The sequence below is a fragment of the Aliikangiella aequoris genome, from assembly GCF_053709105.1.
This window is the reverse complement of sequence record NZ_CM132298.1, coordinates 1,410,001-1,423,518: the sequence shown is the minus strand read 5'-3', so window position 1 is coordinate 1,423,518 and position 13,518 is coordinate 1,410,001. Positions and strand designations below refer to the sequence as shown.

General features: G+C 41.9%; 11 protein-coding genes and 2 rRNA genes (1 of these 13 only partly in view). 5 read left to right on the top strand and 8 right to left on the bottom strand.

Translation table 11 applies throughout. From position 1 onward, the window contains the following. Window positions 1-8 precede the first annotated feature (8 nt). Window positions 9-803, bottom strand: coding sequence for an N-formylglutamate deformylase (hutG, locus tag ACUR5C_RS06225; RefSeq protein WP_454467492.1), 795 nt, complete (start codon window positions 801-803; stop codon window positions 9-11). A gap of 151 nt (window positions 804-954) precedes the next feature. Between hutG and hutC the strand changes: the two genes are divergently transcribed. From hutC to hutH, 3 genes are all read left to right on the top strand, one after another. Further along, window positions 955-1,662 carry a histidine utilization transcriptional repressor HutC gene (gene hutC / locus ACUR5C_RS06220; protein WP_454467491.1) on the top strand — a complete coding sequence of 236 codons (708 nt, stop codon included), beginning with the start codon at window positions 955-957 and terminating at the stop codon, window positions 1,660-1,662. Window positions 1,663-1,698: 36 nt separating this feature from the next. Then, window positions 1,699-3,372, top strand: a complete 1,674-nt coding sequence (gene hutU / locus ACUR5C_RS06215) for a urocanate hydratase (RefSeq protein ID WP_454467490.1) — start codon at window positions 1,699-1,701, stop codon at window positions 3,370-3,372. A 76-nt stretch (window positions 3,373-3,448) separates the two neighbouring features. Then, entirely contained in the window at window positions 3,449-4,981 is a 1,533-nt protein-coding gene (hutH, locus tag ACUR5C_RS06210; protein WP_454467489.1) for a histidine ammonia-lyase, read from the top strand. Between the two features lie 39 nt (window positions 4,982-5,020). Here hutH and lysA read toward each other — a convergent pair whose 3' ends face one another. From lysA to ACUR5C_RS06195, 3 genes are read right to left on the bottom strand one after another with little or no spacing between them, the layout of a single operon-like run. Then, complete coding sequence (lysA, locus tag ACUR5C_RS06205; RefSeq protein WP_454467488.1) at window positions 5,021-6,181, bottom strand: diaminopimelate decarboxylase; 1,161 nt, start codon at window positions 6,179-6,181, stop codon at window positions 5,021-5,023. After that, on the bottom strand, window positions 6,171-7,496 hold the full coding sequence (locus ACUR5C_RS06200) for an aspartate kinase (protein ID WP_454467487.1): 1,326 nt from the start codon (window positions 7,494-7,496) through the stop codon (window positions 6,171-6,173). Before ACUR5C_RS06200 ends, lysA begins: the two co-directional genes overlap by 11 nt. Then, on the bottom strand, window positions 7,493-8,503 hold the full coding sequence (locus tag ACUR5C_RS06195; RefSeq protein WP_454467486.1) for an aspartate-semialdehyde dehydrogenase: 1,011 nt from the start codon (window positions 8,501-8,503) through the stop codon (window positions 7,493-7,495). Before ACUR5C_RS06195 ends, ACUR5C_RS06200 begins: the two co-directional genes overlap by 4 nt. A gap of 571 nt (window positions 8,504-9,074) precedes the next feature. Between ACUR5C_RS06195 and ACUR5C_RS06190 the strand changes: the two genes are divergently transcribed. Next, window positions 9,075-9,386, top strand: a complete 312-nt coding sequence (locus tag ACUR5C_RS06190; RefSeq protein ID WP_454467485.1) for a LysR family transcriptional regulator — start codon at window positions 9,075-9,077, stop codon at window positions 9,384-9,386. A gap of 49 nt (window positions 9,387-9,435) precedes the next feature. Here ACUR5C_RS06190 and ACUR5C_RS06185 read toward each other — a convergent pair whose 3' ends face one another. Together ACUR5C_RS06185 and ACUR5C_RS06180 are read right to left on the bottom strand one after the other, a co-directional pair. After that, entirely contained in the window at window positions 9,436-9,972 is a 537-nt protein-coding gene (locus ACUR5C_RS06185) for a SprT-like domain-containing protein (RefSeq protein ID WP_454467484.1), read from the bottom strand. A 10-nt stretch (window positions 9,973-9,982) separates the two neighbouring features. Continuing rightward, window positions 9,983-10,273 (bottom strand): GIY-YIG nuclease family protein, encoded by a 291-nt coding sequence (locus tag ACUR5C_RS06180; protein ID WP_454467483.1) that lies wholly within the window; start codon window positions 10,271-10,273, stop codon window positions 9,983-9,985. Between the two features lie 120 nt (window positions 10,274-10,393). Between ACUR5C_RS06180 and ACUR5C_RS06175 the strand changes: the two genes are divergently transcribed. Further along, entirely contained in the window at window positions 10,394-10,756 is a 363-nt protein-coding gene (locus ACUR5C_RS06175; RefSeq protein ID WP_454467482.1) for a hypothetical protein, read from the top strand. A gap of 487 nt (window positions 10,757-11,243) precedes the next feature. On the opposite strand, the gene rrf is transcribed toward ACUR5C_RS06175, so the two are convergent. Together rrf and ACUR5C_RS06165 are read right to left on the bottom strand one after the other, a co-directional pair. Continuing rightward, a 5S ribosomal RNA gene (gene rrf, locus ACUR5C_RS06170) occupies window positions 11,244-11,359 on the bottom strand. Window positions 11,360-11,514: 155 nt separating this feature from the next. Next, window positions 11,515-13,518 (bottom strand): 23S ribosomal RNA (locus ACUR5C_RS06165); it runs 888 nt beyond the window's last position.

Here is a 13,518-nt window from a genome sequence, read left to right as displayed (position 1 = left end):
TATAAATACTATTCAGCAGATACGTATTTTTTTATTGTTTGGATTAGCGATGTTAGCGCTGGAATGACTTGTTTTGCCTTACTAGGATCATATTCGAGCCGCTCTTCGTTCATATAGGTCGCTTGAGAAAGTTCTAATTGGAGCGTTTCTATTGAGGCTGTTGGGTTAGCATAATGACGAGTGATATAGCCACCTTTAAAACGTTGATTGATTACTTTAGAGTAGTTTTGCGGCGGCTGCCAACTAGTCAGTAAATCCCCAAGCTTGGGACTGCAACTTCTACCTCCATTGGTCCCAAAGTTAAAATCGGCAAGCTTTCCATCAAAAAACCTCGGTACAACCGACTTTATTGAATGAGCTTCAAATAAGACGCATTTACCATATTGCGATGCAATTTGCTGAACGCTTTCCGCTAACTGCTGATGATATGGCCGCCAATAAAGCGCTTTACGACGTTCGATTTCTGCCTGGCTCGGTAACTCATTGAGGTAAATTGGCTTTTTAGAAAACTGAGTCGTTGGACAAAGCTCTGTTGTATCTGCTCCCGGATAAAGTGATTCATCACTTTCCGGACGGTTTAGATCAATCACATAACGAGAAAAGTTAGGCTTTAAGACAAAACAACCTAGTTCATGTGCAAAACGATAGAGACGGTCTAAATACCAATCAGTGTCAACGACTTGCAGCGCATCGGGCTGCATAGTAGCGGCAATCTCTGCGGGTATCGCCGTGCCATTATGTGGCATAGATATTAAAATAGGACAATTACCAACTAAGTAATTATAAATCTCATTCGACGACATATTGCTGGTTTTCCTTAATTTCGAGCAGTTTATTTTAGTTGAGCCAGTCCAAACGCGACAACTATACCAAAGAATAAGCTAGAATGTATCACAATAATAAAGCACAAAAAACAACTTGTATATACAACTTAACTATTGGATAATTCCTCTCATGAAAAAATCAAGTAGCCGTTATCTTCAGGTCAAAAACTACATTCTCGATGGTATTAGTCAGCAGCTGTGGAGCGCGGGCCAACGCGTGCCATCGGAAAATGAGCTTGTTGATCTTTGTAAGGTAAGCAGAATGACTGCTCGTAGAGCACTACAAGAACTCTACTTTGAAGGTACCTTGGTTAGAATAAAAGGCAAAGGTAGCTTTGTTGCTGAAGAAAAGCAGCAATCATCTGTACTACAAATTAGGAGTATTTCTGCCGAAATTAGAGAGTTAGGTCATGAGCATTCAGCGCGATTAATCCAGTCTTGCGAACAGCCTGCAGATCAGAAAATTGCTCAAATTCTGCAAATAGAGACAGGTCAAGCCTGCGCATTTTCTGAAGTGCTTCATTTTCAAGACCACGAGCCTCTACAGTTAGAAATGCGCTGGGTTAATTTAGACGCAGCTCCCAATTACTTAGCACAAGACTTTGAAGCATTGACCCCGAGCGAATACTTGTTTTCTATTGCACCAGTAACAGAAGCAGAACATTTAATTGAAGCGATTATTGGTGACGATGAAATAAGAGAAGAGTTAAAAGTAAGTGACGACGAAGCCATTTTATTGCTTGAAAGAAAAACTTGGTGTCATGGGCAGCTTGTTAGTTATGCCCGTTTATATCACCCCGGTAAAAGATATCGTCTTGGCACTAAATTCACCCCTTAAACAGTTCAACCATTTATAAAGAGTTAGGAGTAAGTAATGAACGATCCTAGGTTAGACCCAAAACGCATTGTAAAAGCCTCTACTGGCAGCACGCTTTCAGCTAAGTCATGGCTCACAGAAGCGCCTTTAAGAATGCTAATGAACAACTTAGATCCGGAAGTTGCTGAAAACCCTAACGCACTGGTGGTATATGGAGGAATTGGTAGAGCAGCTCGTAACTGGCAATGTTTTGATGAAATAGTTGAACAACTGAAATCTTTAGAAAATGACGAAACACTATTAATACAGTCTGGAAAGCCTGTAGGTGTTTTTAAGACTCACGCCGACGCGCCGAGAGTACTAATTGCGAATTCAAACTTAGTGCCGGCATGGGCAAACTGGGAACACTTTAATGAGTTAGATAAAAAAGGCTTAATGATGTACGGTCAAATGACTGCTGGCTCATGGATTTACATCGGCAGTCAGGGAATCGTGCAAGGTACCTATGAAACTTTTGTAGAAGCAGGACGCCAACACTTTAATGGTGACACCAAAGGAAAATGGGTCCTCACGGGCGGACTTGGTGGAATGGGCGGAGCGCAACCCTTAGCAGCTGCCATGGCCGGCTACTGTATGATCGCAGTTGAGTGCGACGAAACCCGAATTGACTTTAGATTACAAACCCGATACTTAGACAAGAAAGCAACTTCAATCGATGAAGCCATGAGCATGCTAAACCAAGCCATAGAAAACGGTGAAGCAATTTCTATTGGTCTTTTGGGTAACGCAGCAGAAGTATTTCCAGAGCTGCACAAACGGGGCATTAAGCCAGACTTAGTCACCGATCAAACTTCTGCTCATGATCCAGTAAACGGCTATCTGCCTATTGGCTGGAGCGTTGAAGAGTGGCGTAAACAAGCTCAACAAAACCCAACATTAGTCGCGACTGAAGCACGAAAATCTATGGCCATCCAAGTGCAGGCAATGCTCGACTTTTTTAACGACGGTATTCCTACTGTCGATTATGGCAACAATATTCGTCAAGAAGCCTATAACCAAGGTGTGAAAGCTGCTTTTGACTTTCCTGGTTTTGTTCCAGCCTATATTCGACCATTATTTTGCCGGGGTGTTGGCCCTTTCCGCTGGGCAGCATTGTCAGGTGATCCTGAAGATATCTATAAAACAGACGCCAAAGTAAAAGAGATTATTGCTGACGACCCTCACCTACATAATTGGTTAGATATGGCTAAAGAAAGAATTAGCTTTCAAGGATTACCTGCCAGAATATGTTGGGTAGGCCTCGGTCTTAGACATAAATTAGGTTTAGCTTTTAATGAAATGGTAAAAAATGGCGAGTTAAAAGCGCCTGTTGTGATCGGCAGAGATCACCTTGACTCTGGCAGCGTAGCAAGCCCTAACCGCGAAACAGAAAGCATGCAAGATGGATCAGACGCCGTATCTGACTGGCCATTGTTAAACGCAATGTTAAATGTTGCCAGCGGTGCAACTTGGGTTTCTTTGCATCACGGCGGTGGTGTAGGAATGGGGTATTCACAGCACTCTGGGATAGTAATATGTTGCGATGGAAGTGACGAAGCGGCCGCAAGAATTAACCGAGTACTTTGGAATGATCCAGCTACTGGCGTCATGCGCCACGCCGATGCTGGCTATGAAATCGCCAAGCAATGTGCCCGTGAAAATAACTTAAACTTACCTATGCTAGATCGATAAAACTCAGTGGGTTATTTAAAAAGCATTAAATACTGAAAATCGATTTAGCCTAGTACCCTATTATAGAGATAATATAATGACAACATTTACCATTAAGCCTGGCCAACTGAGCCTCAAAGACTGTAGATATATTTATACTAACCCTGTTAAGTTTGCTTTAGACAAAAGCGCTTTTAATGCAATCAATGCATCAGCACAAACGGTTCAAGACGTTATTGACGAAAAAAGAACTGTCTATGGAATTAATACTGGCTTCGGTCTGCTAGCTTCAACTAGTATTCCAGATGATAAGCTTCAGCTACTTCAAGAAAGCTTAGTTTTATCACACGCGGCAGGTGTAGGCAGAGCTCTGGATAAAGACACGACACGATTACTAATTGCGTTAAAAGTAAGCAGTTTGTCACAGGGGTATTCTGGGATCCGACTTCAAGTGATACAAACCCTTATTGACTTAATCAATCACGACATATACCCCGTTATACCAGCGAAAGGTTCGGTCGGTGCTTCAGGCGATTTAGCTCCACTAGCACATATGAGCTGTATGCTACTCGGTGTTGGCGAAGTGTTTTTCAAGGGGCAACGGGTTTCAGCAGAAAGCGCCTTAAAACAAGTTAAAATTGACAAATTGCAGCTCGCAGCCAAAGAAGGTCTGGCGCTATTAAATGGAACTCAAGCTTCTACTGCAATTGCATTAGCAGGCTTATTTCAAACAGAAAATTGCTTTGCATCAGCGTTTGTCGCTGGATGCCTATCTGTTGACGCAGCACTTGGAAGCATAGCCCCATTTGACGCTCGAATTCATCAGGTAAGAGGTCACCAAGGCCAAATAGAAACGGCAAAAGCATACCGCGAGTTCTTAGCTGGAAGTGAATTGCTTAATAGTCACGCTGATTGCAGTAAAGTACAAGATCCCTATTCGCTGCGTTGCCAACCTCAGGTAATGGGTGCGGCCTTAGATCAAATAAAATTTCAGGCAAGTGTATTACTGACCGAAGCTAACGCAGTTTCAGACAATCCATTAGTTTTCTCAGATCAAGGCGACATAATTTCCGGTGGAAACTTTCATGCAGAACCCGTCGCGCTTGCGGCCGATAGCCTTGCTATTGCTGCAGCAGAAGTAGGTGCTATCAGCGAAAGAAGAATTGCTTTATTGCTTGACAAACATTTAAGCCAACTACCGCCTTTTTTGGTAAATGATAGCGGAGTAAATTCAGGTTTTATGATCGCACAAGTGACCGCAGCCGCGTTAGCCAGTGAAAATAAAACTTTAGCCCACCCGGCTTCAGTTGACAGCTTACCTACCTCTGCAAATCAAGAAGATCATGTTAGCATGGCTACCTTTGCTGCTCGTAAATTAGTCGAGCTGAGCGATAATTTAGCAGGAGTTATTGCTGTTGAAATTTTATGTGCGGCGCAAGGCGTTGAACTTAGATCTCCATTAACAACTTCTAAGCAAGGTGAAGAAGCCATAAAAGTCACCCGAACTAAAGCTGCGTTTTATGAAAAGGATCGTTATATGGCTAGCGATATAGAAGGAATTAAAGAGCTAATACTTGAAGGCAGCTACAATCACTTCGCGCATTCTTTAAAACTTCCATCTTTAAAATAAAATTGGTTAAGTACGACTGGCAGAGAGCCGGTCGTACTTTTAACTCAGTTTTTGTCGATAATAAAACGCCGAATAGCGATCTCTTAAATTATAGTTAGACATCATTACTTCACCATAAGCACCTACACTGCGAATCGCAATCAAATCACCTCGTTGGGTTAAGGGCAACTCTATCGCTTTACCAAAACAGTCAGACGATTCACAAATAGGGCCGACAACATCATAAAGCTTGCAAGGTTTGGTCGAAGACAAATTCTCAATTTTATGGAAACTTTGATATAACGCAGGCCGCATTAGCTCGGTCATTCCTGCATCTAAAATAGCAAAATTAGTATTAATCCCTGGCTTAACAAATACAACTTTTGTAATTAAACTGCCACACTGAGCAACAATAGATCGCCCCAGTTCAAAGTGAATTTTTTGATCTTTGTTACGCTTTAAAAAACGGTCAAAAATAGCAAAGTACTCTTCAAAATTAGCAATTGGTTCTTTGTCTGGATTATCGTAATTAATACCAAGTCCACCGCCCACATTTAGGTGCTCTATCGCAATACCATTTTCATTAAACCATGTTTGTATTTCATTAACTCTTAAACAAAGCCCTTTAAAAACATTAAGATCAGTTATTTGTGAACCAATATGAAAGTGTAGTCCGGTAAGCTTAAGATTCGACAAACTAGGCAAAATGTGAATGATTTCTACTAAATCTTGTTGATTGATTCCAAACTTATTTTCATCTAACCCAGTGGTTATATATTTGTGAGTTTTAGCATCAACATTAGGGTTAATTCTTAACGCTATTTCCGTTACCACTCCAGCCTCTTTTGCTAACTCGTTGATCACTTCAATTTCTTGAATGGACTCAACATTAAAAGCCTTTATTTTATGCTTAAGTGCTTGTTTTATTTCTTTGTCAGTTTTGCCTACACCAGCAAACAAAATTTTATTTGGATGAAAACCTACTTCTACAGCTAACGCAACTTCATTACCACTGACACAATCAGCTCCAAGTCCTGCTTGATTAAAAAGCTCTAATAATTCAACATTAGCGTTGGCTTTTACCGCATAGTGAACGTCAAATTGATAGTTTTCCGCCAAACTTACTACTTGCTGCAATGTTTCATTTAAAAGATCGATATCATAGAAGTAATAGGGTGTTTCTTTATCTTTAGGAATAGCATTAACTAAACTAGCAGTCATCGAATAATCCCTCATGTAATGCTTGCAATGCTTGAACTTTATTTTCATTAGATATCAGTAAAGTAATATTATGCGCGCTGCCACCGTAGGAAATCATCCGAATAGGTATTTGCTTTAATGATTGAATAACTTGACAAGCAATACCCGTACTTTCAGCAACAAAATTGCCAACAACACAAATAATTGCGAGGTTTTGATCGACCTCAACGGTCCCAAATTCTGCTAAGGTATTTACAATCGGTTGTAGATGGCTGGTATCGTCGATGGTGACCGAAACCGCGACCTCTGAAGTTGTAATTACATCAATTGAAGTATGAAACAACTCAAAAACCTCAAATACGCGGCGCAAAAAACCTGGCGCTTGCAACATCTCGCTTGACTTAATCTTAATTGCAGTAATTCCACTCTTTGCCGCCACTGCTTTAATACGCGACGCATTTGTCCGGTTGGAAATGACCGTTCCAACAGCATGGGGTTGTAGCGTATTGAGTAACTTAACAGGGATATTATTTTGGCGAGCCGGCTTAATACTACTTGGATGAAGAATTTTTGCTCCAAAATAAGCCAACTCAGCCGCTTCATCAAATGAGAGCTCACGTATCGGTTGAGTTTTTTGAATAAAACGAGGATCGTTATTATGCATTCCATCTATATCGGTCCAAATTTGAACCTCGTTTGACTGAATAGCTGCAGCGATTAACGAAGCCGAATAATCACTTCCTCCGCGTTTTAAGTTACTAATATCACCAAAAGCGTTTCTACAAATAAACCCCTGAGTAACCCACACATCTACCGCTTCATTAGCATTTAGCAGTGCTTTTAATCTTTCTTTCAAATAATCAGTGTCTGGCTGGTTCGCCCGGCTAAGCCTCAATACGTCTAAAACTGAAAATAATTTTACTGATACATTTCTTTCTTGTAACAACAGACTAAACAAAAACGTTGAGATCATTTCGCCTTTGGCTAAAACTTGAAATTCTGTCGAGGCGACAAAGGATTGTTGCGCGATGACTTTTAATTCTTCAAACTGAGTTTCAATGTAATCTAAAGCATTGTTTAAAAGAGCTTGGCTTTCTGGCTTAAAAAGCGTAACTAGATAAACTTGGTATTGATTTAATAGCGTTTCAATTAAGTTAGACGCTTTGTGAATATCACCTTCGCGTATCGACTCAACAATTTCAACTAACGCATCTGTCGTTCCAGCAACCGCAGAAAGAACAACGAAGGTTTTACCTTGCGAAGTTACAATATCGGCAACTCTTTGCATTCTCGCCGGCTCGCCTAGACTCGTGCCACCAAACTTAAGTACTTTCATGGGTTTTCTCTAACTAACAATTCTGCTATTTGGACAGCATTAAGCGCAGCACCTTTCCAAAGCTGATCAGCTACACACCATAAAGCTAACCCGTTTTCACAGGATATGTCTTCGCGTACCCTACCCACATAGGTTGTCATGGTTTCGCTACATTCTGCTGGTGTGGGGTAACCACCATCGGATCGACTATCAATTAGCGTAATATCTTTACTCTCTTCAAAAAGTTGGCGCGCTCTCTTTTCGCCAATATAGTCATTAGTCTCTACATTGATTGCTTCAGAGTGGGCTCTTAACACAGGTACTCTCACACAAGTTGCGCTAATTTTAATACTGGGATCTGCTAAAATCTTCCACGTCTCATTAACTAACTTCATCTCTTCTCTGGTATAGCCATTATCTTGAAATAAGTCGATGTGCGGAATAACATTAAGGGCAATTTGCTTTGTGAAATTTTCAACTTTTAACTCTTTACCTTCAGCTAGCGCTTTGGTTTGTTGACTGAGTTCGTCAATAGCGGCTTGCCCTGCGCCCGACACCGCCTGATAACTTGATACGATTATGCGCTTTATGCGTGATTCACGATGTAACGGGCTTAAGGCTACCACCATTTGAATGGTAGAACAGTTAGGGTTTGCGATAACGCCATTATGATTGAATGCAGCCTCTGGATTGACCTCAGGAACTACAAGCGGAACATTATCATCTAACCGGAAAGCGCTACTGTTATCTATCACTATCGCCCCAGCTTTAACCGCAGCCGGAACATTAGCTTTTGCATGCTCTCCACTGGTAGCAAAAAATACAAAATCTTGGTCTGCAAATGCCTGCGGCTGAAACTCCTCAACTTTTAGCACGCCAAAAGCGGTATGGTACTCTTTACCCACAGAACGTTTGGAAGCTAAAAGCGTTAGTTTTTTAACTGCGAAATCTCGTTTTGCCAACACCTTAATAATTTCTTGACCAACTGCTCCGGTGGCTCCAACGATAGTGACATTGTATTTACTCATTTAGTTCTCTCATGATTAAATTATTCTAGATTTAGCAAAAGGCGTTAGAATAGACTAAAGTCAGCTAACAAACGCATAATTTTTGGTTATTTCTTCCATTATATAACCTTTTGTTATCTTATGTTTACTTGACCTCATTCTCCCTGCCTGTTATAAAAGTTTCATAATTTAAATAAGCGCTATTATTGCTTCATGAATAAATCGCTAAAAACAGATATACGATAGCTAACATTAAGTTAAAGCTGCAAATAAATATATCTTTGGATGTAAAGAACCCAATTGACGAAAACACTTAACCAGAAGATTTAAACTTAAAGAAATGAACATGAAAACATCACCAGCTAACCTAACATCAGCTCCAGCGGCAACAATTACCTGCATTATGCCTGTGATTGCGTGCGCATGTGCTTGGTTAGTCTCTATGTTTAAACACATGCTCTTTACAAAAAAACGTAGAGACTGGGTGGTGTCCTGAAGATTTAACTTAACAAATCCTTTAAAAACGCCACTTAGATTTTCTCAGTGGCGTTTTTTTTTAACTTTACTTTTTCAACATAACAGAGGCGATAAAATGAAACTACAACAACTACGCTTTATTCTAGCAATTGCTGAGAGCGGCTTAAATATAACTCAAGCTGCAGAGCGGCTTTATACTTCTCAACCAGGCGTTAGTAAGCAACTAAGGCTTTTAGAAGAAGAATTAGGAATCCAAATTTTTTCTCGAAATGGTAAAAATTTAGCGGGAATTACCCAAGAAGGAAAAGTTGTGTTGGAGAAGGCCTTTTCTATTATGAACCAAATAAACGAAATAAAAGCTTTCTCTAATGAAATTAACCCTCAAAGGCGCCCGCTTTCTATTCAGTCTTTTAGCGTGGCTGCTTAGTGCCTACCTATAATGAGTTGTTAGCAAAAGAAGCAGTACTAACAGCTCATTACTGAGTTAAATTCAATTCTTGCAGCTTAAGCAAGCCAGTTTCATAATGCCTAAACTCTGAGCGACTAATAAAGTAAAGCTCTCCTTGAGATTCAGGTCTCCCTTTTAGGTAATATCGTTTTATACCTTTACTTCGTCGATAGCGTTGACCAACTTGCGCTAATTGATTAGTTCTTTTACACCAATGCACTAATAACCAGGGAGTGTCGGGAAGATTGAAATTTCCAGTTGCTTTTGGCGTGGCCCCTAACATTTTAGCAACCTCTTTCCATCGTCTGCCGTGCCCTACTTCTTTATATAAGTGAAAGCAAATTGCATGGGCTAATTCATGAAGAATGGTATCCATAACCATCGCCTCTTCATTTAACCTTATATGTACTCGACTTAGTTTGATTATTTTATTATTTAGATCACAAAGACCAGCTCTTCGCTTTGCGTTATCAAACCCAATTTTCCAGGTCGCTAAGAAAGGATAATCCTGAGTTAGGTCATTTAGTTGAGTATTAGCTAGGTATATTGCCTTTTCTAGGTCCATAAATAATAACTTATACTAATCTGCCATTTAATCTATTTATTGGGGAGTTTATTAATGCGATTTTTTCTTTACGAGTAAGCTTTTTAATTCGATATTCTAGCTTTGAAGCTTCTGAGCGCGAAGCGACTTGCTGCGCGAAAACTAATTCCTTTGGTTTATTGAGATTGAAATATTTAGCGCCTCTTTTACCTGTTAAATGTTCCTTAAATCGTCTGTCTAAATTAGTTGTGATACCAGTATAAAAATATGAATTAGTGCAGATTATTATATAAATATACCAATCACTACTTTGCTCACTCACTTGTACAGCCTTATAACTCAATAGAAACGCCTAACCTACTCACTTTTCAATTATCACTCAATAGATTAATAACCTTGAGTCCATTATAATACACTACTAACACATATATTAGAGAATACTATGAACCAAGAACTCCCTGAAATCAAAATCGATTTAAATAGCTTAGTAAAAGAAGAAGTTTTTACCGATCAAAAAATTGGAAGCATCCGTATGCTTACGCCAGTGACTCCAAATGGCGAAACAGACACGACACGCCAAGTTTCATTTTTTGGACAATCACAAGTAATGACCCCTGCTGGAGCTATCCCGCTAAACTTCGAACTAATAGCAGAAGATTTAGCTCAAGCAATAGAAGCTTTCCCTAACGCTGCTAAAGAAAGTATGGAAAACACCATGCGTGAAATACAAGAGTATCAGCGCGAGCAAGCGTCTAAAATTGTTGTGCCTGGCCAGGGTGCCGAACCTAAAATTCAAATACCTTAATCAGCCTGCCTTTATAGCTCTATTTTCCCTTAGAACACTATTTTATCTTTCAGTCTTTGAAGCAACAAAGGCTGAAGATTAAAATCTCCTTTTGCTAACTGATAAGACGCCCTAGGAATGATGTCAATAACTTGAGTAAGAATAGCTATAAAAGCGTTCTTTGTTCAGTTTCTTATTAACGTTTTTTCTAGACAAAAAAAAGCCCAACCTTTCGGCTGGGCTTTTTCTTAAATAAATGCCTGGCGTTAACCTACTTTCACCTGGGCGGTGCGACGACTCGCAAAACCCACACAAAATAAACAATCAGGGGTTTCCTAAACAAAAAAGCCCAACCTTTCGGCTGGGCTTTTTCTTAAATAAATGCCTGGCGTTGACCTACTTTCACCTGGGCGGTGCGACGACTCGCAAAACCCACACAAAATAAACAATCAGGGGTTTCCCAAACAAAAAAGCCCAACCTTTCGGCTGGGCTTTTTCTTAAATAAATGCCTGGCGTTGACCTACTTTCACATGGGGAAACCCCACACTATCATCGGCGCTGAACGTTTTCACTTCTGAGTTCGAGATGGGATCAGGTGGTTCCCGTTCGCTAATGTCACCAGGCAAAACTGTTGTGCTTATCGCTACGCGATAAACCAAATGCTTTGCAATTTAAAATAAAACGAGTCAAGCAATAAAGGTTTCTTTAGTCACTATCAATTCTTCAATTCGTGTATCAACACACCTCAATTTGCCTTAGCAAACCGCTTGGGTGTTATATGGTCAAGCCTCTCGGATCATTAGTACTAGTTAGCTCAATACATCACTGCACTTACACACCTAGCCTATCAACGTCGTAGTCTTCAACGTTCCTTATGAGAGCTTAAAGCTCTAGGGAAATCTTATCTTGGAGGGGGCTTCCCGCTTAGATGCTTTCAGCGGTTATCCTGTCCGAACATAGCTACCGGGCAATGCCACTGGCGTGACAACCCGAACACCAGAGGTTCGTCCACTTCGGTCCTCTCGTACTAGAAGCAGCTCTCCTCAAATTTCCAACGCCCACGGCAGATAGGGACCGAACTGTCTCACGACGTTCTAAACCCAGCTCGCGTACCACTTTAAATGGCGAACAGCCATACCCTTGGGACCGGCTACAGCCCCAGGATGTGATGAGCCGACATCGAGGTGCCAAACACCGCCGTCGATATGAACTCTTGGGCGGTATCAGCCTGTTATCCCCGGAGTACCTTTTATCCGTTGAGCGATGGCCCTTCCATACAGAACCACCGGATCACTATGACCTGCTTTCGCACCTGCTCGACGTGTCTGTCTCGCAGTTAAGCACCCTTATACCATTGCACTAAACTCCCGATTTCCGACCGGGATTAGGGTACCTTCGTGCTCCTCCGTTACTCTTTGGGAGGAGACCGCCCCAGTCAAACTACCCACCACACACTGTCCTCGTCCCAGATAATGGGACTGAGTTAGAACTCAAAACATACCAGGCTGGTATTTCAAGGTTGGCTCCACGATGACTGGCGTCACCGCTTCAAAGCCTCCCAGCTATCCTACACAAGCAGGTTCTAAGTCCAGTGTGAAGCTATAGTAAAGGTTCACGGGGTCTTTCCGTCTAGCCGCGGGTATACGGCATCTTCACCGCAATTTCAATTTCACTGAGTCTCAGCTGGAGACAGTATGGCCATCGTTACGCCATTCGTGCAGGTCGGAACTTACCCGACAAGGAATTTCGCTACCTTAGGACCGTTATAGTTACGGCCGCCGTTTACCGGGGCTTCGATCAAGAGCTTCTCCGAAGATAACCCCATCAATTAACCTTCCGGCACCGGGCAGGCGTCACACCCTATACGTCCACTTTCGTGTTTGCAGAGTGCTATGTTTTTAATAAACAGTCGCAGCCATCTGGTTTCTTAGACCACCAGCAGCTTAAGTCGCGAGGACTATCACCACCAGCGGTGTACCTTCTCCCGAAGTTACGGTACCATTTTGCCTAGTTCCTTCAGCTGAGTTCTCTCAAGCGCCTTGGTATTCTCTACCTACCCACCTGTGTCGGTTTGGGGTACGGTCTCACATTGCCTGAAGCTTAGAAGTTTTTCCTGGAAGCCGGGCATCAACTACTTCCGAACCGTAGTTCGTCGTCATCAGCTCTCAGCCTTAAGGACCCGGATTTGCCTAAGTCCTCAGCCTACCACCTTAAACATGGACAACCATCGCCATGCTAGTTTAGCCTTCTCCGTCACTCCGTCGCAACAATGTCAGGTACAGGAATATTAACCTGTTTCCCATCGACTACGCATTTCTGCCTCGCCTTAGGGGCCGACTCACCCTGCTCTGATTAGCATAGAACAGGAAACCTTGGGTTTCCGGCGGGGAAGTTTTTCACTCCCCTTATCGTTACTCATGTCAGCATTCGCACTTCTGATACCTCCAGCAAACCTCCCGGTTTACCTTCGACGGCTTACAGAACGCTCCTCTACCATGCGTGTAAACACGCATCCGCAGCTTCGGTGTATGGTTTTAGCCCCGGTACATCTTCCGCGCAGGCCGACTCGACTAGTGAGCTATTACGCTTTCTTTAAAGGGTGGCTGCTTCTAAGCCAACCTCCTAGCTGTCTGGGCCTTCCCACATCGTTTCCCACTTAACCATAACTTTGGGACCTTAGCTGGCGGTCTGGGTTGTTTCCCTTTCCACGACGGACGTTAGCACCCGCCGTGTGTCTCCCATGATTGCACTCACTGGTATTCGGAGTTTGCATCGGGTTGGT

Bases quoted from the DNA above. Each gene is read 5' to 3' on its own strand.
- ACUR5C_RS06175 (WP_454467482.1), top strand. From the start codon at position 10,394: ATGAACCAAGAACTCCCTGAAATCAAAATCGATTTAAATAGCTTAGTA.
- hutH (WP_454467489.1), top strand. From the start codon at position 3,449: ATGACAACATTTACCATTAAGCCTGGCCAACTGAGCCTCAAAGACTGT.
- hutU (WP_454467490.1), top strand. From the start codon at position 1,699: ATGAACGATCCTAGGTTAGACCCAAAACGCATTGTAAAAGCCTCTACT.
- ACUR5C_RS06200 (WP_454467487.1), bottom strand. From the start codon at position 7,496: ATGAAAGTACTTAAGTTTGGTGGCACGAGTCTAGGCGAGCCGGCGAGA.
- hutC (WP_454467491.1), top strand. From the start codon at position 955: ATGAAAAAATCAAGTAGCCGTTATCTTCAGGTCAAAAACTACATTCTC.
- lysA (WP_454467488.1), bottom strand. From the start codon at position 6,181: ATGACTGCTAGTTTAGTTAATGCTATTCCTAAAGATAAAGAAACACCC.
- ACUR5C_RS06190 (WP_454467485.1), top strand. From the start codon at position 9,075: ATGAAACTACAACAACTACGCTTTATTCTAGCAATTGCTGAGAGCGGC.
- ACUR5C_RS06195 (WP_454467486.1), bottom strand. From the start codon at position 8,503: ATGAGTAAATACAATGTCACTATCGTTGGAGCCACCGGAGCAGTTGGT.
- ACUR5C_RS06185 (WP_454467484.1), bottom strand. From the start codon at position 9,972: ATGGACCTAGAAAAGGCAATATACCTAGCTAATACTCAACTAAATGAC.
- hutG (WP_454467492.1), bottom strand. From the start codon at position 803: ATGTCGTCGAATGAGATTTATAATTACTTAGTTGGTAATTGTCCTATT.